The sequence below is a fragment of the Streptomyces sp. NPDC047081 genome, assembly GCF_040643775.1.
Classification (GTDB): Bacteria; Actinomycetota; Actinomycetes; order Streptomycetales; family Streptomycetaceae; genus Streptomyces.
Genome location: NZ_JBEYUY010000025.1, coordinates 1 through 25,013, shown reverse-complemented (window position 1 = coordinate 25,013; position 25,013 = coordinate 1). Strand labels below are relative to the sequence as shown.

The 25,013-nt window shown below is 71.0% G+C and carries 23 protein-coding genes and 1 pseudogene; 13 read left to right on the top strand and 11 right to left on the bottom strand.

Features of this window, described 5'->3' with window-relative positions:
* Window positions 1-27: 27 nt before the first annotated feature.
* Complete coding sequence (locus ABZ848_RS35935; RefSeq protein ID WP_360838758.1) at window positions 28-1,893, bottom strand: ricin-type beta-trefoil lectin domain protein; 1,866 nt, start codon at window positions 1,891-1,893, stop codon at window positions 28-30.
* 137 nt (window positions 1,894-2,030) lie between these two features.
* Here ABZ848_RS35935 and ABZ848_RS35930 point away from each other — a divergent pair, with 137 nt between their 5' ends.
* Complete coding sequence (locus tag ABZ848_RS35930; RefSeq protein WP_360838757.1) at window positions 2,031-5,042, top strand: glycoside hydrolase family 3 N-terminal domain-containing protein; 3,012 nt, start codon at window positions 2,031-2,033, stop codon at window positions 5,040-5,042.
* 46 nt (window positions 5,043-5,088) lie between these two features.
* A complete protein-coding gene (locus tag ABZ848_RS35925; protein ID WP_360838756.1) occupies window positions 5,089-6,456 on the top strand; it encodes a hypothetical protein in 1,368 nt (455 codons plus the stop codon).
* 5 nt (window positions 6,457-6,461) lie between these two features.
* Here the strand turns inward: ABZ848_RS35925 and ABZ848_RS35920 are convergent, their stop codons facing one another.
* Window positions 6,462-6,902, bottom strand: a complete 441-nt coding sequence (locus ABZ848_RS35920) for a MarR family transcriptional regulator (protein WP_360838755.1) — start codon at window positions 6,900-6,902, stop codon at window positions 6,462-6,464.
* Between the two features lie 122 nt (window positions 6,903-7,024).
* Between ABZ848_RS35920 and ABZ848_RS35915 the strand changes: the two genes are divergently transcribed.
* Window positions 7,025-8,098 carry an FUSC family protein gene (locus ABZ848_RS35915; protein ID WP_360838753.1) on the top strand — a complete coding sequence of 358 codons (1,074 nt, stop codon included), beginning with the start codon at window positions 7,025-7,027 and terminating at the stop codon, window positions 8,096-8,098.
* The gene (locus ABZ848_RS35910) at window positions 8,076-8,636 is read left to right on the top strand and encodes a hypothetical protein (protein WP_360838752.1); all 561 of its coding nucleotides are present in this window, start codon (window positions 8,076-8,078) and stop codon (window positions 8,634-8,636) included. Before ABZ848_RS35915 ends, ABZ848_RS35910 begins: the two co-directional genes overlap by 23 nt.
* Before the next feature lie 6 nt (window positions 8,637-8,642).
* Here the strand turns inward: ABZ848_RS35910 and ABZ848_RS35905 are convergent, their stop codons facing one another.
* On the bottom strand, window positions 8,643-9,311 hold the full coding sequence (locus tag ABZ848_RS35905; protein ID WP_360838751.1) for a response regulator transcription factor: 669 nt from the start codon (window positions 9,309-9,311) through the stop codon (window positions 8,643-8,645).
* On the bottom strand, window positions 9,308-10,450 hold the full coding sequence (locus tag ABZ848_RS35900; protein ID WP_360838934.1) for a sensor histidine kinase: 1,143 nt from the start codon (window positions 10,448-10,450) through the stop codon (window positions 9,308-9,310). The genes ABZ848_RS35905 and ABZ848_RS35900 overlap by 4 nt, the downstream gene beginning before the upstream one ends.
* Before the next feature lie 197 nt (window positions 10,451-10,647).
* Here ABZ848_RS35900 and ABZ848_RS35895 point away from each other — a divergent pair, with 197 nt between their 5' ends.
* Genes ABZ848_RS35895 through ABZ848_RS35885 form a run of 3 tightly spaced genes read left to right on the top strand, consistent with a single transcriptional unit; the run spans window position 10,648 to window position 13,879 of the window.
* The gene (locus ABZ848_RS35895) at window positions 10,648-11,598 is read left to right on the top strand and encodes an ATP-binding cassette domain-containing protein (protein WP_360838750.1); all 951 of its coding nucleotides are present in this window, start codon (window positions 10,648-10,650) and stop codon (window positions 11,596-11,598) included.
* On the top strand, window positions 11,595-13,139 hold the full coding sequence (locus tag ABZ848_RS35890) for a DUF1349 domain-containing protein (protein WP_360838749.1): 1,545 nt from the start codon (window positions 11,595-11,597) through the stop codon (window positions 13,137-13,139). Before ABZ848_RS35895 ends, ABZ848_RS35890 begins: the two co-directional genes overlap by 4 nt.
* Window positions 13,136-13,879, top strand: coding sequence for an ABC transporter permease (locus ABZ848_RS35885; RefSeq protein WP_360838748.1), 744 nt, complete (start codon window positions 13,136-13,138; stop codon window positions 13,877-13,879). Before ABZ848_RS35890 ends, ABZ848_RS35885 begins: the two co-directional genes overlap by 4 nt.
* Here the strand turns inward: ABZ848_RS35885 and ABZ848_RS35880 are convergent.
* Together ABZ848_RS35880 and ABZ848_RS35875 are read right to left on the bottom strand one after the other, a co-directional pair.
* A pseudogene (locus ABZ848_RS35880) lies at window positions 13,860-14,027 on the bottom strand (DUF397 domain-containing protein); the annotation flags it as partial. The gene ABZ848_RS35885 and the pseudogene ABZ848_RS35880 sit on opposite strands and share 20 nt — an antisense overlap.
* 17 nt (window positions 14,028-14,044) lie before the next feature.
* Window positions 14,045-14,866 (bottom strand): helix-turn-helix transcriptional regulator, encoded by an 822-nt coding sequence (locus tag ABZ848_RS35875; protein ID WP_360838746.1) that lies wholly within the window; start codon window positions 14,864-14,866, stop codon window positions 14,045-14,047.
* Between the two features lie 112 nt (window positions 14,867-14,978).
* On the opposite strand from ABZ848_RS35875, the gene ABZ848_RS35870 reads away from it, so the two are divergent.
* Window positions 14,979-15,383, top strand: coding sequence for an ATP-binding protein (locus ABZ848_RS35870; RefSeq protein WP_360838744.1), 405 nt, complete (start codon window positions 14,979-14,981; stop codon window positions 15,381-15,383).
* A gap of 98 nt (window positions 15,384-15,481) precedes the next feature.
* Here the strand turns inward: ABZ848_RS35870 and ABZ848_RS35865 are convergent, their stop codons facing one another.
* Window positions 15,482-16,057: a PH domain-containing protein gene (locus ABZ848_RS35865; protein ID WP_360838743.1), complete on the bottom strand. Its 576-nt coding sequence runs from the start codon at window positions 16,055-16,057 to the stop codon at window positions 15,482-15,484.
* Window positions 16,058-16,180: 123 nt separating this feature from the next.
* Window positions 16,181-16,768: a hypothetical protein gene (locus ABZ848_RS35860; RefSeq protein ID WP_360838742.1), complete on the bottom strand. Its 588-nt coding sequence runs from the start codon at window positions 16,766-16,768 to the stop codon at window positions 16,181-16,183.
* Between the two features lie 124 nt (window positions 16,769-16,892).
* On the opposite strand from ABZ848_RS35860, the gene ABZ848_RS35855 reads away from it, so the two are divergent.
* Window positions 16,893-17,738, top strand: a complete 846-nt coding sequence (locus ABZ848_RS35855; RefSeq protein ID WP_360838740.1) for an SDR family oxidoreductase — start codon at window positions 16,893-16,895, stop codon at window positions 17,736-17,738.
* A gap of 189 nt (window positions 17,739-17,927) precedes the next feature.
* On the top strand, window positions 17,928-19,373 hold the full coding sequence (locus ABZ848_RS35850) for an ATP-binding protein (protein ID WP_360838738.1): 1,446 nt from the start codon (window positions 17,928-17,930) through the stop codon (window positions 19,371-19,373).
* Window positions 19,374-19,375: 2 nt separating this feature from the next.
* Here ABZ848_RS35850 and ABZ848_RS35845 read toward each other — a convergent pair whose 3' ends face one another.
* Window positions 19,376-20,059 carry a DUF899 family protein gene (locus ABZ848_RS35845; RefSeq protein ID WP_360838737.1) on the bottom strand — a complete coding sequence of 228 codons (684 nt, stop codon included), beginning with the start codon at window positions 20,057-20,059 and terminating at the stop codon, window positions 19,376-19,378.
* A 123-nt stretch (window positions 20,060-20,182) separates the two neighbouring features.
* Here ABZ848_RS35845 and ABZ848_RS35840 point away from each other — a divergent pair, with 123 nt between their 5' ends.
* Window positions 20,183-20,779: a YdeI/OmpD-associated family protein gene (locus ABZ848_RS35840; RefSeq protein ID WP_360838735.1), complete on the top strand. Its 597-nt coding sequence runs from the start codon at window positions 20,183-20,185 to the stop codon at window positions 20,777-20,779.
* Here the strand turns inward: ABZ848_RS35840 and ABZ848_RS35835 are convergent.
* Window positions 20,736-21,374, bottom strand: coding sequence for a hypothetical protein (locus tag ABZ848_RS35835; RefSeq protein WP_360838733.1), 639 nt, complete (start codon window positions 21,372-21,374; stop codon window positions 20,736-20,738). The two genes, ABZ848_RS35840 and ABZ848_RS35835, sit on opposite strands and share 44 nt — an antisense overlap.
* A 103-nt stretch (window positions 21,375-21,477) precedes the next feature.
* Window positions 21,478-22,032 (bottom strand): YceI family protein, encoded by a 555-nt coding sequence (locus tag ABZ848_RS35830; RefSeq protein WP_360838732.1) that lies wholly within the window; start codon window positions 22,030-22,032, stop codon window positions 21,478-21,480.
* A gap of 163 nt (window positions 22,033-22,195) precedes the next feature.
* Between ABZ848_RS35830 and ABZ848_RS35825 the strand changes: the two genes are divergently transcribed.
* Window positions 22,196-24,502 (top strand): polysaccharide lyase 8 family protein, encoded by a 2,307-nt coding sequence (locus ABZ848_RS35825; RefSeq protein WP_360838730.1) that lies wholly within the window; start codon window positions 22,196-22,198, stop codon window positions 24,500-24,502.
* A 154-nt stretch (window positions 24,503-24,656) separates the two neighbouring features.
* On the top strand, window positions 24,657-25,013 hold a 357-nt coding region (locus tag ABZ848_RS35820), incomplete at its 3' end, for a carboxyl transferase domain-containing protein (RefSeq protein ID WP_360838729.1).

Genomic DNA, 25,013 nt, shown 5'->3' with positions numbered 1-25,013 from the left:
CCCCTCAACGGCGGGACACGGCCCGCCCTACTGCAGCCGCCACTTCTGGTTGGCTGCTCCCGTGCACGACCAGATCTGGGCCCGTGCCCCGTTCGCCGAGGAGTTGTCGGTGACGTCGAGGCACTTGTTCGCCGCCGTATTCACGACATCACCCGTCGAGGCGTTGTACGACCACCGTTGTGCACCGGTCCCATTGCAGTCGTACAACTGCACCTTCGCCCCGTCGGCCGTCGACGCGGACGTCACGTCGAGGCACTTGCCGAGCGCCTGGACGGAACCGTCCGCCTGGACCGTCCACTGCTGCGCGGCCGAGCCGTTGCAGTCGTAGAGCTGCACCGCCGTACCGTTCGCGCTCGAACCGCCCGCCACGTCAAGGCACTTGCCGGCCAGACCCACGAAGGCACCCGACTGGCCGCCCCCGCCGGACTGCGCCCCCGACCAGGTGAAGGTCGCCGACGTCTTGCCGGGCAGGGAGTAAGTCGCGTGCTGGGAGCCCCAGTTGATGGTCACCGTCTTCGCGGCGGAGCCGTCGTTGTAGGCGATCAGCGCCTTCGAGCCGTCCGGGTTGCGCCATGCCACGTTCGGCACGGCGGAGGAGGCCGTCGAGGCGATCCGCTGCGCTCCCGGCCGTACGAACTTCGTCAGGTGGCCCATCGTGTAGTACTCGACCGTGTAGTCGACGGTCCCGCTCGCACCGTCTCCGTTGTGCACGGTGATCAGCCCGGTGCAGGTGCCGCAACCCCCGTTGTGCGGGCCCATGTTCTGGTCCACGGCCAGCGACCACTTGGTGACCGACTTCGCCCAATTCCTGGTGTAGTCCACGATGTTGAGCATGTCCTCGCGCTGCTGGTTGGCGATCCACGTCCCGCCCGAGTGCTCGGTGCCGAACGCGTCCAGCGACGGGTACTGGTTGTGCACGGACGTCTGCTTGCCGACGTCACCGCCGTACCCGTGCCAGGCGATCCCGCCGAAGTTGGGGTGGTTGCGGATCGCCGCGTCGTCGACGGAAGCGGCCGCGTAGGAGTCGTAGACGTCCCAGTTCCAGTCGTGGGCGAGGACCTTGGTGGACAGGCCCGCCGACTGGAGCTTCGGCAGCAGCTCGCTCTTCAGGAAGTACTGGAGCCCGCTCGCGTTCCAGCTCATCGAGGGATAGCCGGAGCAGCAGGTGGGCTCGTTCTGCGGGGTCACGTAGGAGACGTTGACGCCCTGGTCCCGGTACGCCTGGAGGTACTTCACGAAGTACGAGGCGTACGCCCCGTAGTCCTCCGCCTTCAGCCAGCCGCCGTTGAGCGAGCCGCTGTCCTTCATCCATGCCGGTGCCGTCCATGGCGAGGCCATGACAGTCAGAGAGGGGTTGAGCTGGAGGGCCTGCTTGGTGAGCGGCACGACATCCGCGAGGTCGTGCGCGATGGAGAAGCTGTTCAGGTTCGGGTCCGTCTGCCCGGCCGGCACGTCGTCGTACGTGTACCCGAACCGCGCCAGGTCCGAGGCGCCCATCGGATTGCGCAGGAACGACAGCCCGATCCCGTCCGTCGGCGAGAACAGCTTGCGCATGGTCGCGTCCCGGGTCGCCTGCGACAGCGCCCCGCTGCTGTTCATCAGCCAGGCCGCGGTGTCCGTGAAGGAGGCACCGCCGCCGGTGAAGGTCTGGTAGCGGGTGTTCTCGTCGACGGTGATGTTCTCGCCGCCGCCCCCGGTCCCGGACTGGAAGGCGAACGGTGTCTGTGCCTGGAGGCCGCGTGTGACATGGCGTCCGGCGGAGTCGTCGGTGGTGGTGAGCCAGGCCGTGACCTGCTCGCCGGCCGCGTGCGCAGGGGTCGCGGCCGCGGTGAGGCCGGCGGTGGAGAGGAGTCCGGCCAGCAGCAGCCGGACCGTGCGGGGGGTTCTCCTCATGCTGTTGTCGCCCTTCCCGAAATGTCTGACGTGGCGTCTTGACGGGTCTGTGGGCCGTTAGTTAACTCACGGCGTGATCTAAGTCCTGAGTGAACCAGAGAGTCGAGGGATGGTCCATGCCAAGGGAAAGATGGTCTGTGCCAAGAACCGCTCTGCTCGTCACCGCGGCCCTCCTGGCCGCCGCGCTGCCGCTGTCCTCGGCGCACGCCGCCGACGACCCGGCCCCCACCCCCGTAGACCGCTTCGAGGGCGAGGTCCCCTTCGCCTCCCAGCCCGCCGAGGGCATCTTCACCTGGGGGAGCGACAGCGACGACCCGCCCGCACTCCAGCTGACCGTCCGCCCCGACGCCCCCGAGGGCGAGAAGGTCCTCACCGGCACCTACGACATCAGCGGCTACGGCGGCTTCACCCACGACTTCGCCGCGACCGAGCCCGCCCACGACTGGTCCGCCCACAAGGGCATCCGCTTCTGGTGGGACGGCCAGAACAACGGCAAGAAGACCGCCTTCGAGATCAAGGACGGCGGCGCGAACGGCGAGGCCTCCGAGCTCTGGACGACCTCCTTCACCGACGACTTCACGGGCTGGAAGCAGATCGAGATCCCCTTCACCGACTTCGCCTACCGCACCGACTACCAGCCCGTCGGCGGCATCGACCACGTCCTCGGCCTCACTCAGATGTGGGGGTACGCCGTCACGCTCCCGGTCGGCGTGCACGGCCGGTTCGCCATGGATGACGTCGAGTTGTACGGCAAGGCCGACCAGGCGCTCCGGGCCTCCGTCACCACCGACTCCGCCGTCTACCCGGTCAAGGAAGGCGGCACGGCCACCGTCAAGGTCACCGTCGCCACGACCGGCTCGGCCCCGCTCGACGACCCGGTGACCGTGACGTACGAGACGGCCACGACCGGGACCGCCGACCCCGGCAAGGACTACACCCCGGTCTCCGGCACCCTCACCTTCCCGGCGGGCACGGCCTCCGGCGCCGCACGGACGATCCAGGTGCCGACCCTGCGCGACAAGTCCGCCGAAGCCGCCGAGACGATCCCGCTCAAGCTCACGGTCACCGGCGCCAAGGCCCCCGCCGAGACACCCCAGGTCGTCGTCGACGCGCACGGACTGCCGTATCTGGACGCCAAGTTGCCCGTGAAGAAGCGCGTCGCCGATCTCCTCTCCCGGATGTCCCTGACGGAGAAGGCCGGCCAGATGACCCAGGCCGAGCGCGGCGCGGTCGGCGACGGAGCCGACGTCACGGCCTACGACCTCGGCTCGCTCCTCTCCGGCGGCGGCTCCACGCCCACGCCCAACACCGCCGAGGCCTGGGCGAAGATGATCGACGGCTTCCAGCTCCGGGCGCAGGCGACGCGGTTCCAGATCCCGCTGATCTACGGCGTCGACGCCGTCCACGGCCACAACAACCTGGTCGGCGCCACGATCATGCCGCACAACATCGGCATCGGCGCCACCCGCGACCCCCAACTCGCCCAGCAGACAGGCGCGGTGACGGCCAGTGAGGTCCGCGCCACCGGAGTCCCCTGGGACTTCGCCCCCTGCCTCTGCGTGACCCGCGACGAACGCTGGGGCCGCTCCTACGAGTCCTTCGGCGAGGACCCGGCCCTGGTCAAGGACATGGAGACCATCATCCAGGGCCTCCAAGGGCGGGCCGACGGAAGGGACTTGAAGGACGACGACAAGGTCCTCGCCACCGCCAAGCACTTCGTCGGCGACGGCGGCACCGAGTACGGCTCCTCCACGACCGGCACGTACACGATCGACCAGGGCGTCACCAAGGTCACCCGCCAGCAGCTGGAGGCGGTCCACCTGGCGCCGTACCAGACCGCCGTCGACCGCGGCATCGGGACGGTCATGCCGTCCTACTCCTCGCTCGACATCCTCGGCGACGGACAGGGCCCGGTGAAGATGCACGCCCGCGCCGACATGATCAACGGCGTGCTCAAGGGCCGTATGGGCTTCGACGGGTTCGTGATCAGCGACTGGAACGCCATCGACCAACTCCCCGGCGACTACAAGGCCCATGTGGACACCTCGGTCAACGCGGGCGTCGACATGATGATGGTGCCGTACTCCTACAAGGACTTCACCGCGACGCTCGTCGACGAGGTGAAGGCGGGACGCGTCGACGAGAAGCGGATCGACGACGCCGTGTCCCGCATCCTCACGCAGAAGTTCCGGCTCGGCCTCTTCGAGAAGCCGTACGCCGACACCAGCGGCGCCCCGGCGATCGGTTCCGCGGCGCACCGGGCCGTCGCCCGGCAGGCCGCCGCCGAGTCACAGGTGCTGCTGAAGAACAGCGGGAGCGTGCTGCCGCTGAAGAAGGGCCAGAAGGTGTACGTCGCCGGGTCCAATGCCGACGACCTCGGCAACCAGACCGGCGGCTGGACCGTCACCTGGCAGGGCGCGTCCGGCACCCACACCCAGGGCACGACCATCCTCGCCGGGATGCGCAAGGACGGGGACGTCACCTACTCCAAGGACGCCTCCGCGCCCACGGCCGGCTACGACGTCGGCGTGGTCGTCGTCGGCGAGACCCCGTACGCCGAGGGCGTCGGAGACGTCGGCAACGGGCACGACCTCCAGCTCTCCGCCGCCGACAAGGCGGCCGTCGACAAGGTGTGCGCGGCCATGAAGTGCGCGGTGCTGATCGTCTCCGGGCGGCCGCAGCTCATCGGCGACCGGCTCGGCGACATCGACGCGCTGGTGGCGTCCTGGCTGCCCGGCACCGAGGGCGACGGCGTCGCCGACGTCCTCTACGGCAAGCGGCCCTTCACCGGCCAACTCCCCGTCACCTGGCCCAAGTCGGAGGCCCAGCTGCCGATCAACGTCGGCGACACGGCATACGACCCGCAGTTCCCGTACGGCTGGGGCCTGACCACGCTGGCCAAGGTGCCGGAGGGCGGCACGGCGACGCTGAAGGCGCTCGCGGTGGCGGCCGGAGCCGCGGAGAAGGCCGGGGCGGACGAGGCGGGCCGCGCACTCGTCACCAAGGCACGGCTGATCGTCCAGCGGAAGGTGGGGGAGAACATCACAGAGGCCAACGCCAAGCCCTTCGCCGACGCGGACCACCTCTCGCTCACCGGACGGTACGGAGCGGCCGTCCAGCGGCTCCTGGAAGCGTGGCAGGCTGCCTGACCTGCCTGGATGCCCAGTTTTGGGAGGCTTCGGGTAGCTTCGATACATGAAGGCCGTCGTACGGACCCGAAGCCTCCCAGGACTGCTGCTGGCCCTGGCGCTCGCGCTCCTGGCCCTGACCGCACCCCGCGCCGAGGCCGCCACCAGCGTCTCGACGATCGCCGAGGCCCTGCGCAAGAGTCCGGTGTACGTCGACCCGGCGGCCTCGGCCCAGCTGTCGGCCGGTGACGCGGACGCCCTGGCCAAGAAGATCAAGGATGCGGACAAGCCCCTGTTCATCGCGGTCCTCCCGGCCGGCTATCCGACCGCGAACCTCTTCCAGAACCTGCGCACGGCCACCGGGATCACGGGCCTCTACGCGATCCGCCTCGGCGACCGCTTCGACGCGCGCGCCGACTCGGCGGTCCTGCCCCGCACCGCCGTCCAGAACCTGGTCACCAGCGTCCAGGGCGAGCGGAACGCCGACACCCAGCTGACCGACTTCACCGACAGCGCGGTCACCAACATGGGCGGCTCGGCCCCGTCGAGCTGGGGCTCCTCGTCCGGCGACAACGGCGTCTCGACCACCGCGCTGATCGCCGTGGGCGCGGTGCTCGTGGCGGGCGGCGCCGGCGCGTACACGCTGGTGCGGCGCAACCGACGCCGGCACGCGGAGGAGCAGCGAGCGGCCCTGGAGCGGTTGAGGGTCGTGGTCGACGAGGACATCACGGCCTTCGGCGAGGAACTGGACCGGCTCGACTTCCACCCCGCGGAGGCGGGCGCCGACGACGCCATGCGCGCGGACTACGAACGCGCGCTGGACGCCTACGAACAGGCGAAGTCGTACATGGCGTCCGCGACCAAACCGGAGGACGTCCGGGCCGTCACCCAGTCCCTGGAGGACGGCCGTTTCTCCCTCGCCCAGCTGGCCGCCCGCCGCGAGGGCCGCGCGCTGCCCGAACGCCGTCCGCCCTGCTTCTTCGACCCCCGGCACGGCCCCTCCGTCGCCGACGCCACCTGGACACCGCCGGGCGGCGCCCCGCGCGAGGTCCCGGTCTGCGCGGCCGACGCGACCCGCCTCGCCGACGGCCGCGACCCGGTCGTCCGCGAGGTCGACACGGACGCCGGCCGCCGCCCGTACTGGGACGCGGGCCCGGCCTACGGCCCCTGGGCCGGCGGCTACTTCGGCGGGGGCCTCCTCCCCGGCCTCCTGGTCGGCACCCTCCTGGGCAGCATGATGTCCGCCCCGGCCTATGCGGCCGACTACGGCACTGGCTACGGCGACTTCGGCGGCGGCTACCAGGGCGGCGACGTGTCCGGCGCGGACTTCGACACGGACGACTTCGGCGGCGGTTTCGGGGACGGCGGGGGAGGAAACTTCGGCGGGGGCGGGGACTTCGGAGGAGGCGGCGGGGACTTCGGCGGAGGCTTCTGAGGCGCTCAGTCGCCTTCCCGCGGTACGTCGGCGTCCGCCAGCCGTTCCATGATGTCGGCCGCCAGTCGCAGGACCCCCTGCTCCGTCGGGCCGAGCAGGGTGAGCGCGCCGGCCAGCCAGGCGTCCCGTTCCGCCATGTCCCGTGCCAGTGCCCGGCGGGCCTCCTCGGTCAGGGACAGTACCGACTGGCGCCGGTCCGTCGTGCTCGGTGAGCGCAGGATCAGCCCGTCCGCCTCCAGTTCGGCGAAGACCCGCGTCAGGGACTGCGGGCGCTGCCGCTCGGCCGTCGCGATCTCGCCGGGTGTGGACGGGCCGTTGCGGTGCAGGTGGCCGAGGACCGAGAGCTGGGTGGGGCTGAGGGCCCCGTCGCCGCGTTCGTGCCGTAGCCGACGGTTGAGGCGGACGATCGCGTGCCGGAGGCGGGCGGCTTCGGGGAGGTGGTCCATGGGGGAGATCGTACGGGAACATTTACTACGCGAATACTTACTACCTGGATCGCGACGACGCCCGTAATATCAGGGAAGTGGCCTCTAAACTAATACGCAACGCTTACGAAGCTGCCCTCACCATGACCGCTGTCCTCCTCTGCTGGGCCGCCGCCCTCGCCCTGGAAGGAGCCGTCGGACTCCACACCGACGTGCTCGTCCTCGCCGTCGCCCTGACCCTCACCCTCTCCGCCTCCCAGCGCACCGCCGACACCCGCCGCCGGCTCACCGCGCTCGTCGTGCTGCCCGTGACCGCCGGCGCCTCGATCTTCCTCGGGCGGCTGATCGCCTCCCACTACGTGCTCGGCGCCGCCGTCTACACCGCGGGGATGGCGTTCGCGATCTGGATCCGGCGTTACGGCCCCGCCGCCACCAAGGCCGGCACCCTGCTGGCCCTCCCGCTCGTCGCCCTGCTCGTCGTGCCCGGCCCTGCCCTGCCGCGCGAGGCGCAGAGCGGGCTGGTGACCTGGTTCTGGTCGGCGTTGGTCGGGGCGGTCGCGTGCGGGTGCGTGTGGCTGGTGCAGGGGGCGGGGGACCGTTACGGGCCCTGGCGCGCGGACCCGGCTCCCGAGCAGCCGCGCCGCCGCTCCCGCCTCCACCCCCGCCCCAGCACCCGCATGGCCCTCCAGATGGCCGTCGGCCTCGCCACCGCCTTCGCCGTCGGCCATCTCCTCTTCGACGACCACTGGCCCTGGGTCGTCCTCACCGCGTACGTCGCCGCGAGCGGCAACCGCGGCCGGACCGACGTACTGCGGAAGGGGATCCAGCGGCTCGCCGGGGCCACCCTCGGCACGCTGCTCGCGACCGGCGTGGCGGCCGTCGGCGCCACCGGGCACGCCTCCGTGGCGCTGATGTTCGCCGTCCTGGGCGTCGCCCTGTGGCTGCGCCCCCTCAACTACGCCTACTGGGCGGCCGGCATGACCTGCGCCCTCTCCCTCCTCCTCGGCTACTTCGGCCAGGACGCCCAGCACCTCCTCCCGACCCGGCTGGAGGGGATCGCCGTAGGTGCGGTGCTGTCGGTGGCGGCGGCGTGGTGGGTGCTGCCGGTGCCACGCAGGCGTACGGCGAGTGCTGACCGAAAAGGGGCCGATCGTCCGATGTCCATCGGCCGCCCACGCCTCCTACGCTCTCGGCATGGTGAGTCCACCCGAGGGTGACGACCGCGGCACCGTGGAGATCCTCGACACCGAGCGCCCCCTGCTCCGCGAGCGCTGGCTGTCGCTCTCCCGCCGAGGCCGCGTCCTCGTCACCGCCTCGGCCTGCGCGATCGCCCTCACCGGCGCCCTCGGCTACGTCGTCGCCACCCGCCCGCCGCCACCTCCGCCCGACCCGGTCGCCGCCACCAGCATCCGGATCACCGACGTCCGCATCCCCGACGGCACCTCGGACTTCGACATCACGCTCCGCGCGGCGGCCACCTCCCCGGTCACCTTCGTCGGGACGAGCGAGGGTTACGGCAACCTCGTCCTGTACGTCAGCCCCGTCCCCGGCACCTCGCTGACGGCCGGCGAGGCGGCGACCCTGCACGCCCGCGCCATCGTCTGCACCTGCCACAGCCCGCTCCCGCCCCGCGGCACACCCCTGCTGTTCGTGACCCTGCGCAACGGTCACGGCGAGGGGCGGGCCCAAGTCGTCCCCACCGCCGCCCAGTTCGACAGCATCGGGCGCGCGGTGCGCAAGGCCTGCGCGAACTGAGGCGCGTCAGCTCGTCCGGGGTACGACGAGCCCGGACTCGTACGCCATCACGACCGCCTGTGTACGGTCCCGCAGCCCCAGCTTGGACAGGATGCGGCTGACGTGCGTCTTCACGGTCTGCTCGCCGACGTGCAGGCGCTCGGCCAGCTCCGGGTTGGACAGGCCCTGGGCGAGCAGGCGCAGGACGTCCGTCTCGCGGGGGGTGAGGGCGTCGAGCGTGCCCCGGGCGGGGGCCTTCGGCCGGATCCGGGCGAACTCGGCGATCAGCCGCCGGGTGATCGCGGGCGCGAGCAGCGCCTCCCCGGCGGCGACCACCCGCACCGCCTCGAACAGCCGCTCCGCGGTCACGTCCTTGAGCAGGAACCCACTGGCCCCGGCGGCGAGGGCGTCGTACACGTGCTCGTCGAGGTCGAAGGTGGTGAGCACGAGGACGCGCGGCGCGTCGGGGGTGGTGTGGAGCCGCGCGGTGGCCTGGATGCCGTCCATGACCGGCATGCGTACGTCCATCAGCACGACGTCCGGCCCTTCCTCGCGGCAGACCCGCACGGCCTCGGCGCCGTCGCGGGCGGTGCCGACGACGGTGAAGTCGGGCTGGGTGGCGAGGAGTCCGGCGTAACCGACGCGGACGATCTCGTGGTCGTCGGCCACCACGATGCGGATGCCGGCGGCGGTCATGCGAGGGCCTCCGCGTGGACCGGGAGGCGGGCCTCGACCAGGAAGCCCCCGCCGGGGGCGGGGCCGGTGCGCAGGGTGCCGCCGACGGTGGCCGCGCGTTCGCGCATGCCGAGGAGGCCGTGGCCGGGGACGCCGGGGGCGGTCGGGCCGGGCCCGTTGTCGCGCACCCGCACCGCCAACTCGTCGTCCCCGTAGTGGAGTTCCACGTCCACGGCCGCGCCCGGCGCGTGCCGGCGCGCGTTGGTGAGGGCCTCCTGGACGATCCGGTACGCGGTGACCTCGACGCCGGGATCCAGCGCGGCGACCGGTCCGCTGACGATCAACCGCGTCGCCGAACCGGCCGCGTCCCGTGCCTCGTCCAGCAGCTCCAGGAGCTGCCCGAGCCCCGGCTGCGGCCTGCGCTGCACGCCGGTGTCCGCGTCCTCGCGCAGCACGCCGAGCAGCCGGCGCATCTCGGTCAGCGCGGTGCGCGCGGTGTCGCCGATGGCCAGGAAACGGGCGGCGCCGTCGGGCGGCAGACCGGCGGTGGTCAGCCGGGCGTTCTCGGCCTGTACGGCGATCATCGAGATGTGATGCGCGACGACGTCGTGCAACTCCCGTGCGATACGCGCCCGTTCACCCCGGGCGGCGTGTTCGAGGAGGGTGTCCGCGAAGGCCTGCTCGGTCGCGCTGTGGGCGAGGGCGGTGCTGCGCACGTGGTGGGTGACGCCGGTGGCCGCGGCGGCGGAGGCGAGCGTGGCGAGCAGCACGGCGACGATCCGGGTGGCGTCGTGGTCCGTGAACAGGGCGACGGCGACATACGGCACGACGAGCACCCCGGCGAGCAGAGGCCGCCCGGCCCGGGCCGACACGTACACGCACACGAGCTGCGCGCCGGCGGCCCCCACGGTGAGCGCCTGGAACGGCACGAGCGCCAGCACACAGGCCGCGCTGACGGCGACGAGGGCCGCACTCCGCCCACGGTCCCGCCCGGCCTCACCCCCGAGCACGAAGACGAGCGGCAGGGTGGTGGCCAGAGCGAGCAACAGCACGACGGCCAGACTGGACCCGGGATCCCCACTCCGCAGCAGCCCTTCACCCACGGCGAGCAGGGCGAGGCCGGCGGAGACGCCGACCGGCGACCGTACGCTGTTCCTCAGGACCGTCCGCCACCTTTGTCCCGCCGCGACGGCGAGCACCCCCGCGGCGGAGTCCGGCGGTGCCGAACCGGCCGGTACCCATCTCTCCTCGCCCACCCGGCCATTGTCCCCACCCCCCACCCACCCGGCGTCCCCCGCGCGAGGGACCTCCCCGGTGTGACGACACCCGTGCCCCGCGCCCCCTAACGTCCCTCGACATGAGCGACGCAACCATCGAAGTGCTCGGTCTGCGCAAGCGGTTCGGCCGGACCCTAGCCGTCGACGACCTCTACTTCACGGTCGAGCCCGGCACGGTCACCGGCTTCGTCGGTCCCAACGGCGCCGGCAAGTCCACCACCATGCGGGCCCTCCTGGGCCTGGACGCCCCGGACGAGGGCAAGGCACTCATCGGGGGCCGCCCCTACCACGCCCTGCGCACGCCCCTCCTGGAGGTCGGCGCACTCCTGGACGCCGCCGCCCTGCACCCCGCCCGCCGCGGCCGGGACCACCTCCGCTGGCTGGCCCACTCCCACGGCCTGCCCAGGCGCCGCGTGGACGAGGTCCTCGACCAGGTCGGCATGGACAGCGCCGCCCGCCGCAGGGCCGGCGGCTACTCCCTCGGCATGCGCCAACGCCTGGGCATAGCGGCCGCGTTGCTCGGCGACCCCCCGGTCCTCCTCCTCGACGAGCCCGTCAACGGCCTGGACCCCGAGGGCATCCAGTGGATCCGCGGCCTGCTCCGCCACCTCGCGGCGGAAGGCCGGGCCATCCTCGTCTCCAGCCACCTCATGAGCGAACTGGAGGACACCGCCGACCACTTGGTGGTCATCGGCCGAGGCCGGCTCATCGCCGACACCGCCGTCGCCGACCTCCTCGCCGCGGCCTCCGGCGACCGCGTACGCCTGCGCACGGACGCCCGTACACAGGCGATGGAACTCCTCGCCCGCGAGGGCGCCACCGTCGCCGTGAGCGACCGCGACACCCTCACCGTCGACGGCCTTCCCGCCCGCCGCATCGTGGAGCTGCTCAACGCCTCGGACATCGCCTTCACCGAAGTGGGCGCCCACCGCGCGACCTTGGAGGAGGCGTACATGGAACTCACCAGGAACGCCGTCGAGTTCACGTCCACATCCACGTCGAACACGGACAGCGGCGAGGTGGCCCCGTGACGACGACACCGACCCGCAGCGCCGCCCCGTACCGCTCCCGGCTGCACCCCGCCACGGCCGGCTTCGGCCGCCTCCTGCACGCCGAGTGGACCAAGTTCCGTACGGTCCGCGCCTGGACGCTCGTCCTGGCCGTCGGCGCCGTGGTCACCGTGCTCATCTGCCTGCTCGGCGCGAACGGCTCCAGCATCAGCGGCGGCGGCCACGACACCCTCGGCCCCGAGGGCAAGGAGGTCGTCGACGTCTTCCGCTACACCCATCGCCCGCTGACCGGCGACGGCACGGTCACGGTCCGCGTCACCGGCCTGAAGAGCGCCGACGGCAGGACGCTCGAACCGTGGGCGAAGGCCGGGCTGCTGGTGAAGCGGAACCTCACCCCCGGCTCCGCGTACGCGGCGGTCCTGGCCACCCCCGCCCACGGCGTCCGCGTGCAGTGGGACTACACCCACGACACGGCGGCCTCGGACACGGACGTCACGACCACCCCCCGCTGGCTCCGCCTGACGCGGACCGGCGACCACGTCACCGCTTACGAGTCGGCCGACGGCCGCACCTGGACGAAGATCAGGGACGTACGGCTGCCCGGCCTCCCGCACACCGTCCAGGTCGGCGTGTTCGTGGGCACCCCGGCCCACGAGGACGTGCGGCGGGCCTTCGGCGGCACCAGCGAGACCTATGCCGGCGGCCAGGCCACCGGCACCTTCGACCACCTCGCCCTCCAGGGCACGTCCACCTCCGGCGACTGGAGCAGCACGGACATGGGCCCGGCCGCCCCGGACGGCCAGGCGCCCGGGAACGCCCCGCCCGCCGGCACCACCACCGTCTCCGCGTCCGGCACCTACACCCTCACCGGCCACGGCGACATCGCACCCGCCCAGGACGGCCCCGACACGGTCCAGATGAGCTTCCAGGGCGTCTTCTTCGCGGTCCTGTTCATGGTCGCCCTCGGCACCCTGTTCGTGACCGCCGAGTACAAACGGGGCCTGATCCGTACGACGTTCACGGCGACCCCGGCCCGCCTGAAGGTGCTGGCGGCGAAGGCGTTGGTGATCACCGGCGTCACCTTCGTGACCGGCCTAGCGGCCATCGCGGTCGGCTTCACGATCGCCCAGCACGCCCTGCGCGGCAACGGCTTCAAGCCCCCGGAGTTCCCCGAACTCTCCGTCCTCGACAGCCCGGCCCTGCGCGCGGTGGTCGGCAGCGCGATGCTGCTCTCCCTGGTGGCGGTCCTGGCCCTGGCCGTGGGCGTGGTCCTGCGCAACAGCGCGGGCACGATCGCCACGGTCGTCGTCCTGGTGATCCTCCCGCAGATCCTCTCCTTCGCCTTCCCGCTCCCGGCCGCCCAGTGGCTGCTGCGGGTGACCCCGGCGGCGGCCTTCGCGATCCAGCAGGGTGTGACGCGCTATCCCCAGGTGAAGTACAACTGCCTCCCGGAGAGCGGCTGTTACCCCTTGACCCCCTGGAACGGCTTCGCCGTCCTGGCCGCCTACACGGCCGCGGCCCTCCTGCTGGCCGCCTGGAGTCTGCGCCGGAGGGACGCGTGATCCGCTGCCTGCACGCGGAGTGGACCAAACTCCGTACCCTGCCCAGCACTTGGTGGCTCCTGGCCGCGACGGTCGTCCTCACGGTGGCCGTCGGCGCGGCGGCGGCCTCCTCCCTCACCACGCAGATCTGCCGCACCCCCGAGCCCTGCCACGAGGACACGGTCAAGCTGAGCCTCACGGGAGTCTGGCTCGGCCAGGCGACCTGTCTCGTCCTCGGCGTGCTCTCGATGGGCGCGGAGTACGGCACGGGCACGATCCGCACGACGCTGACCGCGATGCCGAAGCGCTGGCGTGTCCTCGCGGCGAAGGCGGCGGCCCTGGCCCTGCTGACGGCGGCGACGGGAGCGCTGGCGATCACCACCGCTCTCTGGACGGCGAAACTGATCCTCCCCGTCCACGGCCCCACCCTCCGCGCGACGACGGGCTCGATCCTCATCCTGGCCCTGGTCGCCGTCCTCGGCCTGGCCCTCGCCACGCTCCTGCGGGACACGGCGGGAGGCATCATGCTCGGCCTGGCCCTGCTCTACATCGTCCCGCTGACGATCGACCTCATCCACTCACCCACCTGGCAACACCGCCTCCAACGCTGGACCCCCATGCCGGCGGCCCTCTCCATCCAGGCCACCCGCGACTTGAACCACCTGCCGATCGGCCCATGGCCCGGGCTGGGCGTACTGGCCGCCTACGCGGTGGGGTTGCTGGTGTTCGGCGGCGCGGTGCTCAGGATGCGGGACGCGTGAGCGCGAGGAAGCGGTTCCAGGTGGCGGGGGTGACGGTGAGGACGGGGCTGTCGGTGACCTTGGAGTCGCGGATGTGGACGGCGGAGGGGCGGGTGGCGAACTCGACGCAGTTGCCACCCTCGTTGCTGCTGTAGCTGGACTTGCGCCATGCCAGTGCTGCGGTGTTCATGACTCTCCTAGCAGTCCATTCAAGAGGCGCACGCTCTCGGCGGGAGAGAGCGCCTGTGACCGCAGCATTCCATACTTGTGGTGATAGTCGCTGACCTCGTCGGGATCGTCGACCAGGAAGCTTGCGCGCTGTACTTCCAGGTAGGCGAGACGCTCGTGGGTGGGCGTCTCCAGCAGCGTCATCGGACCCGCGAGCCCCGCGTGCGGCATCCGGTCCATGGGCATGATCTGCATGCTCATGTGGACGGGAGCGGTGTATTCCAGAATCTGGCGGATCTGCTCGCGCATGACCTCCGGACCGCCGACCTGTCGGCGCAGGATGCTCTCCTCCAGGATGAAGTGGCCTACGGGGGGTCGGTCCCGCTGCCAGATCAACTGCCGTTCCATGCGGGCGCTCACCCACCCTTCGGCCGTGTCGCTTCCGAGGGCGGGATACCGGGAGTCGAACGCAGCCCGGCAGTACGCCTTGGTCTGGAGCAACCCCGGCACCATCTGAGTCTCGTACGCGAGGATCCCGACCGCTTCCTGCTCGTGGTCCACGAGCCCCTGTGCGAACTGCACGATCTTCTCCCGCACCGGCAGCCTGGCCACCAGCACGGCCAACGCCCCACCCGTCCCCAGCAGTTCGTCGAACTGCTCGGCCCGATCCGGCTGAAGCGCCATCCGCCCCTGCTCGATGGACCCCACCGTGTCCACCGACAGCCTGGCCACCTCCGCGAACTGCTCCTGCGTAAGCCGCGCCTGCCTCCGATAGTGGGCGACCAGCGCCCCGACCGCCTGCCACGAACCGACCTTCTTGGTCCTCTTCGCCACGTGCATGCGAGTCCCTTTCCCCCGTGCGCACCCGAACTCCTCGTAGTGGACTCGTAGTAATCAGAACTACGACTTCACTCACTGACCCACTGTAGTCACACACAGTGACAATGGCCGCATGAACCCGGAATCCCAACACCCCCACACCCGCGAGGCGTTCTACCGCCGGGACCGCAGATCGGTACGCCTGGCCCGCGAGTTCACCCGCAAGGCCCTTACGGACTGGGCCCTGAACGACCGCACGGACGACGTACTCCTCTGCGTGAGCGAACTGACCACCAACGCCCTCCTCCACGCGGTCCCCCCGGGCCGAGGCTTCCGCCTCCACCTGACCCTCCACCCGGACGGAGTCCTCCGAGCCGAGATCCACGACAGCGGCCCCGGCGAACTCCGCTTCGGTGACATGTCCCCGGACTCGGAACACGGCAGGGGGCTACTCCTCGTGACGCTGCTGGCGGACAAGTGGGGGGTGGGGGAGCGGAACCCCGGCAAAGTGGTGTGGTGCGAGTTCGCCGTGGGCTAGGCCTGGGGACCGTTCCTCAGCTGCCTGCGGTACGAGGTGATCGCGGTCAGCGCGAAGACCAGAGGTACCAGCCCCAGGGCCACGAGCGGGTGCACCACCTATGCCACCGCCAACACCGTCAACGGGATGAGCGCCAGTATCGTGATGCCCGTGCCTGCCCACAGGGCCTTCCGGCGCGCCTCGCCCCGGCCGATGAGGACCGCGGCCGCCGGGTCGGGCGACCAGTCCGCACCGCGCAACTCCTGCCACGCCGTCGTCAGCAGGGCGAGTTCCCACTCGACATCGACGTGCAGATCGTCGACGTACGGCAGTATCCCCCTGCGGCCGTCCCGGCCGTAGACGTACACGACCACGCCGGGCGAAGGGCGCTCCGCATGCGTTGCCTCCGCCCTGATGTCCTGGATGTCCTCCCAGGCCAGTCGTCGGCGCCTGATCATGCCGCGCGCATGGATCGCCTTCAGGTCCGCCGTGGTGGAACAGCGAAGGACGGCATAGCTGAGCCACCCCGTGAGCGCCACCCACACGACGGCGACGGACAGGACGACCGAGGCGGACACGTCGTCGGCCAGCATCCCCCCGAGGAGGCTCACCGTGCCGCCGGAGATCACCAAGAGGAACACGAGCACCCGGGACCGTCTCATCCGGTACTCGCGCGGCAGTAACTCCTCCCCCACATCCCACCCCCTGCTCGGCGGCCCTCCGGGACCATCCGTCGCGGGGCACTATGGTGGCGCCCCAACTCCCTTGTGTCGAGCGCTTCTTGACACCACCGGACCAGCGGAGCCCAAGTGTCCGCGTCATGCCTCCTGCAGGCTTGCCGCCAGGCGAACAGCCGCGTCGACCCGCGCGTTCAGCGCCACGAAATCCTCCGGCCAGCCCGCGTACCGCACGCGCAGTTCCCGGCCGCCCATCGCCACCGACGCCACGCCCTGCGGCAGGCCCAGTCGATGGAGCTCCCGGTACCGCAGTCGTGCGGGCGACCGCTCCTCGCGGAGGCGGACCAGCACTGTCGTGTGCCAACTGGTCTCCGCCTCGGGATCCCAGTCCTGGGAAGAACAGCTGATGCTCACCTCGACGCCGTCCCGGTGGCCCACGGCCAGCAATGTGGACGCCGCCGGGTCGGTCTCGCAACGCCCTGCGTTGAGGCTCGCCCAGGCGAGCAGGCTCACGCGGCTGCTCTCCCACCGGTCCGCATCGCGCTGTACGTCTCCCAGCGACACGACGGCGAGCAGAATCCCGATCACGACCGTGCCGGTGGCGAGGAGCACCATCACCTGCCACGGAAATCGCCAGACCAGCTCGTAGACGAGGAGAAGCACCGCCCCGAGCCCTCCGACGGCCGCACCCACGATCAGCGTGTCCCGCGCATCCTTCGCAAGGCGCATGTCATGCAGTAGACCACCGCTTGCCGTTCAGGGCCAGGCGTGCCCGGCCGCTTACCGTGGTGGCTGACCGGGGAGCACTCCAGCCCTCGGCCGTGCCAGTCACCCGCGACCAGAAAGAACCCCGATGACCTCCCCGAAGACAGTCCTCATCACCGGCACCTCCTCCGGCATCGGCCTGGCCGTCGCCCTCGGTGCCGCGCAGGCCGGCTGGACCGCCGTCGCGACCATGCGGGACACGCGCAAGGCCGAGGCCCTGCTCAAGGCAGCAGCCGAGAACGACGTCGCCGACCGCATCCAGGTCAAGCGCCTGGACGTGACCGACCCCGAGAGCGTCACCGCCTGCCTGGACGAGGTCGTCGCGGAACACGGCCGCCTCGACGCACTGGTCAACAACGCCGGCGCCGCCCAGGTCGGCACCATCGAGCAGAGCAGCCTCGACGACGTCCGCGCCGCCATGGAGGTCAACTTCTTCGGCGTGGTCGCCGCCACCCGCGCCGCCTTGCCCCACCTGCGCGCCGCCCGGGGCCGGGTGATCACCGTCACCAGCGTCGGCGGAGTCGTGGGCCAGCCCTTCAACGAGGCGTACTGCGCCGCCAAGTTCGCCGTCGAGGGCTTCATGCAGTCCCTCGCCCCGGTCGCCGCCACCGTCGGCGTCGACGTCACCGTCGTCGAACCGGGCGCGGTGGCCAGCGAGTTCGTCGCCAACCTCGGCCTGGACGTCCCGGCCCTGCTCGCTGCGGCCGGCCCCTACGCCCCCGCCCTCCAGGCCTACATCGCCCGCACCCAGCAGTCCTTCGGCAACGCCCAGACCCCGGCCGAGGCCGCCGCCCCGATCATCGACGCCCTCACCGCCGCCCACCCGCCCTTCCGCATCCAGACCTCACAGTGGGCCCGCGACTTCACCGCCACCACCCTCACCGACCTCGACGGCTCGGCGGTCCAGACGCTCACCGACACCTGGGTCCGGTGAACCGCCCCTGAGCGAACGGGAGCCCAGCAAGGCGCTGCCTGATCCGCCATTGTGGGCGAGACCTGAGTTGATCGTGACGTCTTCCATCGCCGGGCGTTATAGGAAACGTACTTCCGGGAAATACACTTCCCTGAGCATGGGAGACGCCCGATGCCCCGCCCTCGTCCTCACCTCGCCAAACCCGCTGACATGTTCGCCCGTGACTGGGAATGGAGCGAACTCACCGCCTTCGCCGCCGACGAGGGAGCCGAGGCGACGATGGCCGTCGTCTCCGGGAGACGACGGCAGGGGAAGTCCTTCCTCCTGGACTCGCTCGCCCGGGCCGCCGGAGGGTTCTACTTCTGTGCGTACGAAGCGACAGAGGCCGAGTCGTTGCGCCGGTTCGGCGAGGAGTTGGGGCAGTACACCGGGAGCATCGGACCCGTGCGGTTCGATCGTTGGGAGCAAGCCGTCGACGCGCTGCTCGCGCTCGGGAAGGACCGCCCCCTCCCGGTCGTCATCGACGAGTTCCCGTACCTGGCCAGGGCTACCCCCTCGCTCCCTTCCATCATCCAGGTCGCCTACGGCCCCCGCCGCCCGGAGCGCTTGCAGTCACGCACCCGCCTGTTGCTGTGCGGCAGTTCGCTCTCGTTCATGGGAAAGCTGCTCAGCGGCACCTCGCCGCTGCGCGGGCGCGCCGGTCTCGAACTCGTGGTTCATCCCCTCGACTTCCGGCAGGCCGCGGCCTTCTGGGGAATCGACGACCCACGGCTCGCGACGCTCGTGCACAGTGTGGTCGGCGGAACCCCCGCGTATCGCAGGGAGTTCGTGCGCGACGACACCCCCGCCGACCTCGACGACTTCGACGCCTGGGTCTGCCGCACCGCCCTCTCGCCCCGATCACCGCTCTACCGCGAGGCCCGATACCTCCTCGCCGATGAGTCGGATCTCCGGGACCGGGCGCTCTACCACTCGGTTCTCGCGGCTCTGGCGTCCGGCAATGCCACGGCCGGCCGGATCGCCGGCTGCCTGGAGCGTCCCACCAGCGACATCACGCACCCCCTGACGGTCCTGCAGGACTGCGGCCTCGTACGCAAGGAAGCGGACGCGTTCCGCCGGAACCGGAGCGTGTACCGCGTCGGCGAGCCGCTCATCGCATTCGACCACGCCATCTCGCGGCCCAGACTCGCCCTGCTGGACCGAGGCATGGCCGAACAGGTCTGGGAGAGTTCCCGGGCGCGCTTCCTCTCCGGCGTCGTCGGACCGCACTTCGAGCAGATCTGCCGTGAGTGGGTGGCCCATTTCGCGGCACCGGAGACCTTCGGAGGCATGCCGATCGACGTTTCGTACGGCACGGTTCCCGACCAGTCCGAGCGCATCAGCCATGAGATCGACGTGGTCGTACGAGGCGCCGTGGGCCAGGACAACGGGGTGCTGCTCTCCCTCGGGGAGGCCAAGTGGGACCAAGTCATGGGTGTGGCACACCTGGAGAGGCTGCGCCGTGCGAAGTCGCTTCTGGCCGACCGGGGCACCGACACCTCGGCCGTACGACTGGCTTGCTACAGCGGCGCGGGATTCACCGACGAGCTACGAGCATCCGGGGACCGCGGCGAAGTCGTGCTGGTGGACCTGCAGCGTCTTTACGGCGGCGACTGATCTCAGTAATTCAGATCGGGGTACCAGTCCCCACGGCCGCCCGGCGTCAGATCCAGCAGATGCCACACCGGCGCCAGCAGGTCGATGCCGCGCTCCTTGATGTCCCCGGCCATCCGCGGGTGCGCCGAGTAGAAGTGGCGGACCGTGCCGTCCCCGTCCCGGGTGAACACCGAGACCGTGGAGTCCTGTTCGCCGTCCTCGTCCTCGCTGCCCGTGTCGTACTTGAACGTGCTGTCGCCGCAGCTCAACAGCCGCAGCCCGGCCCAGCCGCGGTTGCGCGCGTGCTGCCGGAGGGTGGCGGGGTCGGCGGCGGCCGCGATCACGAATTCGGCGATGCGAGTGACGTGCCGGGCGATGCCGTTGAAGCCGTCGATCCACAGCGTGCACATCGGGCAGGGGTCGGTCTGCTTCTTGCCGTACATGAACTGGTAGACGATCAGCGGGCGTTCGGGACCGGTGAACAGCTCGCTCAGCCGCACCTCGCGGACCGGGGCGTCGCCCGCGTCCAGATCGGCCGGGCCCTCGAGGAAGACGTAGTCCTCCAGCGGCGGTCCCGGCGGCAGCGCCCGCCGCTGCGCCGCGACCTGCTCCCGGTGGCGCATCAGCTCGATCTCGGCCAGGCGCAGCTCCTCGCGGGCGGCGAGGTACTCCGTCGACTCTCCGGTCAGTCGGGTGTGCCGCAGCATCCGGTCCTCCTGGGGTCGGTCGGTCTGTCGCTCGTCCCCCGTTCCCCGGCGGCTCAAGTCTATGGCCGACAGCGCAGGGGATGGAGGACGGAAACTGACCTACTTCCCTCCTACGGTTTCCTCATGACCCCTCACGACGCGCTGGAAGCCCTGGCCTTCTCCACCGCCCCCAACCTCGACACCTGGCTCACCGCCCACCCCGCCCCGCACCCCGGCCTCTGGGTCAAGGTCGCCAAGAAGGGGTCCGGGATCGTGTCCGTCGGATGGGACGAGGTGAATGACGTCGCTCTCTGCCACGGCTGGATCACCGGGCAGCGCAAGGCACTTGACGCGTCGTACTACCTGCAGAAGATCACCCCGCGGCGGCGGGGCAGCGTCTGGTCGATGGTCAATGTGCGGCGGGTGGCCGAGCTGAGCGTCGACGGGCGGATGCGGCCCGCGGGGCTCGCCGAGGTGGCCGCCGCCCAGGCCGACGGGCGGTGGGCGGCGGCCTACGCCCCGCAGGCCGAGGCCGTCGTGCCGCCGGACCTCGCCGCCGCGCTGGAGCACGACCCGCGGGCCGGCGCCGCCTTCGACGCGCTCGGGCGGACCGACCGGTACCAGGTGATCCACGGGCTGCTCACGGCCCGTACGGCCAGAGGGAGGGCGGCCCGGCTGGCGGCCGCCCTCGCCCGGCTCAGTCGTCCAGCACCTCGCGCGCGAACTTCAGCAGACCGCTGAAGTCGATCGCCCCGGGATCCCCGTGGTCGTTCTCGGGGACGTGCGTGTGACCGCAGACCCCCTTGAAGGCGTTCCACTCGCGCCCGCTCATCCGCTGCCCGGCCCTGCTGCCGAAGGACGTCGGATACGGCGGCCACAGCGCCGGACCGCGCAGCGGAACATCGTGCTCCTCGTGCATCCAGGCGAGGAAGCGGGCGAGTTCGAGCATGGCCCACGCGGGGGCCTCGGGCCAGAAGACGTGCGCCTTGCCCGCGGCCGTCCACTTCCTGTGGGTGTCGGGGGAGCACGTGCCGACCAGTTCGGCCTGGCAGACGTTGAGGGTGTTCGTCTCCACGCCGCCGGAGAGGTTCCGCAGCGCACGCGAGGAGACGTCGATGTCGAAGTGCTGGTACCACTTCAGCTTGCGCGTGGTGAGGTCCGGCACCGCCGTGAGGTTCGGCGCGATGGTGCCGCCGTCGTAGTCGGGTAGCGTGCGGCCCTCGGTGGTGTGCAGGACGACGACGTTGACCTCCATCGCGTCGCCCGGGAAGCGTTTCTGGTACCAGTGCGTGCGGTCGGCGTGTGGATAGCGCTGTGGTCCTGACTTCTCGGTCATGTGTCCCCCTGGGTCTCAAGCCCTCACGGACATGACCGAGCGCCCGCCCTCCTGATACAGGGAACACCTGTTCAGGGGACGGGCGCTCACGCGTCGCGAGACGTCACGCGTTCTTGATCGCCGAGATGTCGAAGTTCAGCTTGATCTTGTCGGAGACCAGCACGCCACCCGTCTCCAGCGCGGCGTTCCAGGTCAGGCCCCAGTCGGAGCGCTTGATCTCCGCCTTGCCCTCGAAGCCCACGCGCTCGTTGCCGAACGGGTCCTTCGCGGCGCCGTTGAACTCCAGGTCGATGGTGACCGGCCGGGTCGTGCCGAGGATCTCCAGGTCACCGGTGATCCGGTAGTCCTCGTCGCCGAGTGCCTCCGCCTTGGTGGAGCGGAAGGTCATCGTCGGGAACTCGTCGATCTTGAAGAAGTCGGCGCTCTTCAGGTGGCCGTCACGGTCGGCGGACCCGGTGTCGATGCTCTCCATCTTGACGTCGATGGACGCCGTCGACGCGGACGGGTCGCCGCCGTCCAGGTGCAACGTCCCGCTGAAGTCGAGGAACTTGCCCTTGACGTTCGTGACCATGGCGTGGCGGACGGTGAAGCCGATCGTGGAGTGGGCCGCGTCGATCGTGTAGTCGCCGGTCAGTGCGGTCAGGTCGGGGGTCGCCATCACAGGCTCCTTCGGAGTGATGTGGTGATGTTGAATGTTGAACTACTCAACGGGAACGACCGTAGACCTATTCCCTGGAAGTTTCAACATCATCGGCGGGTGTTGGCGCGGTTACTCTGAGCTGGTAGATGCCCATGGCATGAACTCTCCTCGCAGAGCCCTCATGAGACCCACCCGCCGAGCAGTCCTCCTCGCCGCCGCACTCCTCGCCGCGACGGCCCCCACCGCCCGCGCCGCCGACCCCGACCCCTACGGCGCCCTCCGCCTGCGCTGGCTCGACCTCGCCCTCGGCACCGGCTACGACCCGACGACGGAGCCGTACGCCGCCCGTCTGGCCCGCACCGGCGAACTCGCCCGCGCCGCCCAGGCCACCATGACGCCCACCCCCACCTCCCTCTGGCCCGGCTATCCCTACGACCCGCCGGCCGGCATCACCCAGAGCTACAGCCGCCTGTGGACCATGACCCAGGCCTACGTCCAGCAGGGCACCGGCTCCACCGGCGACCCGGCGCTCCTCACGGACGTCCTGCGCGGCCTCGACCACCTCGCCGCCACCGTCTACAACCCCACCACCACGCGCTACGGCAACTGGTGGGAATGGCAGATCGGCAGCCCACGGCTCCTCATGGACATCACGGCCGCCCTGTACGGCCAACTCACCGACGCCCAGCGGGAGTCCGCCTGCGCCGCGGTCGACCACTTCGTCCCCGACTCCATGCTCACCGACTACTCCGGTACGTCGACCGGCGCCAACCGCGTCGACCTGTGCCGCTCCGTCGCCCTGCGCGGCATCCTCGGACGGGCCCCGCAGAAGATCGCCCTCGCCCGTGACGCCCTCTCGCCGGTCTTCCCCTACGTCACCCAGGGGGACGGGCTCTACGCCGACGGCTCGTTCGTCCAGCACACCTGGGTCGCCTACTCGGGGACGTACGGACAGGTCATGCTCGACGGCCTCGGGCGCCTGTTCACCCTCCTCGCGGGATCGCCCTGGGAGGTCACCGACCCGAACCGGCAGATCGTCCTCGACAGCGTCGAGCACGCCTACGCGCCCCTGATCCACGACGGGTTGGTGATGGACAGCGTCAACGGCCGTGCCATCAGCCGCGGTTACCTCAAGAGCGACGACCTCCACGTCATGCGCAGCGACCACTTCCACGGCCAGGGCATCATCGCCGCGATCGCCCTGCTGGCCGGCGGCGCGAGCGCCGAGGAACGCGCGCGCTGGCAGTCGTACATGAAGGGCTGGATCGAACGGGACACCGTCACACCGATTCTGACGGCCCCTCAGTTCGGGGTGGCGGACCTCGCTCGCCTGAAGGCGGTCGCCGACTCGTCCGTCCCCGTCGCCCCCGAGCCGCTCGGTCACCGCCTCTTCGCGGCCATGGACCGCGCCGTCCACCGCGGCCCCGGCTTCACCGCGAACATCTCGATGTGCAGCGACCGCATCACGTACTACGAGTGCGGCAACGGCGAGAACCCGCGCGGCTGGCACACGGGCGCCGGAATGCTCTCCTGGTGGCCGGCGGGACGGAGCGACCAGTACACGGACTGGTTCTGGCCGACGGTCGACTGGTACCGCCTTCCCGGTACGACGGTCTCCACCCTCCGCCTTCCCGACCGCGCCGGCGGCGAGTGGGGCGCCCCCAAGCCGGACGTCCGCTGGGTCGGCGGCACCACCGACGGCGAGTACGCGGCCGTCGGCCAGCACCTCAAGGGCCTCGGCTCGACCCTGGAAGCCCGCAAGTCCTGGTTCTGCACCGGCGACGCCGTGATCTGCCTGGGCGCAGGCATCACCTGCACCGACGGCGTCCCGGTGGAGACGGTCGTCGACAACCGGAACCTCGGCGAGGCCGGCACGGCGGAGTTCGTACGGGGCACGGGCTGGGCCCAGCTGGAGGGCCACGGCGGCTGGCTGTTCCCGGGCGGCGGCGACCTGCGCACCCTGCGCGAGGACCGCACCGGCGCCTGGTCCGACATCAACACCACGAGTACGGCCGAGCGGGCCACCCGGCGCTGGCAGACCCTCTGGCTCGACCACGGCACCGACCCGGCCGACGCCACGTACCTCTACGTCCTGCTGCCCGGAGCGTCCCGCCGTACCACCGTCCCCCGCGCCGCCGACCGGCACTGGCTGTCGGTCCTCGCCAACGACGCCGACTGCCAGGCCGTCCGCGTGCCCTCGCTCGGTCTCACGGCCGCGAACTTCTGGCAGTCCGGCAGCGCGGGTCCGCTCACCGCCTCGGCGCCCGCGAGCGTGCTCGTCCGGCGGCACGGCCGTACCGCTACCCTCTGCGTGAGCGAGCCGACCCGTACGGGCGAGCCGGTCGAGATCTGCTGGGACCACCCCGTGCGCGGGGTCGTACGGGCCGACGAGTCGGTCGAGGTGCTGGCCGTCGGACGGCGGCTGACGGTCCGGGTTACCCCAGGCGTGTCATGTGCGACTCACCAATGTGAGGTGTCCCTCGGGTGACGCCTTTGTGTGACCCCGACAACGGGGAAGCCCTCTGAGCAGTCGGAAAGGCTGCATGCCGCCGAGGTTCTGTTCAGTGGTACCAGGAAAACGGGCCGGAGACTGTACGGAGTCGACGGCTCGCTTTCCTTGGTGTGCTTCGTAAGGTCGCTACATGACCGTTTTGGATGAGGCGCCGGGTGAGCCGACGGACGCACGCGGGCGAGTCGCCGAGCTGCACGAGATCCGTGCGCAGGCGCTGGCCGGCCCGAGTGAGAAGGCGACCGAGGCACAGCACGCCAAGGGCAAGCTGACCGCGCGCGAGCGCATCGAGCTGCTGTTGGACGCCGGCTCCTTCCAGGAGGTCGAGCAGCTGCGCCGGCACCGGGCCACGGGCTTCGGCCTGGAGGCCAAGAAGCCGCACACCGACGGTGTCATCACCGGCTGGGGCACGGTCGAGGGCCGCACGGTCTTCGTCTACGCCCATGACTTCCGCATCTTCGGCGGCGCGCTGGGCGAGGCCCACGCCACG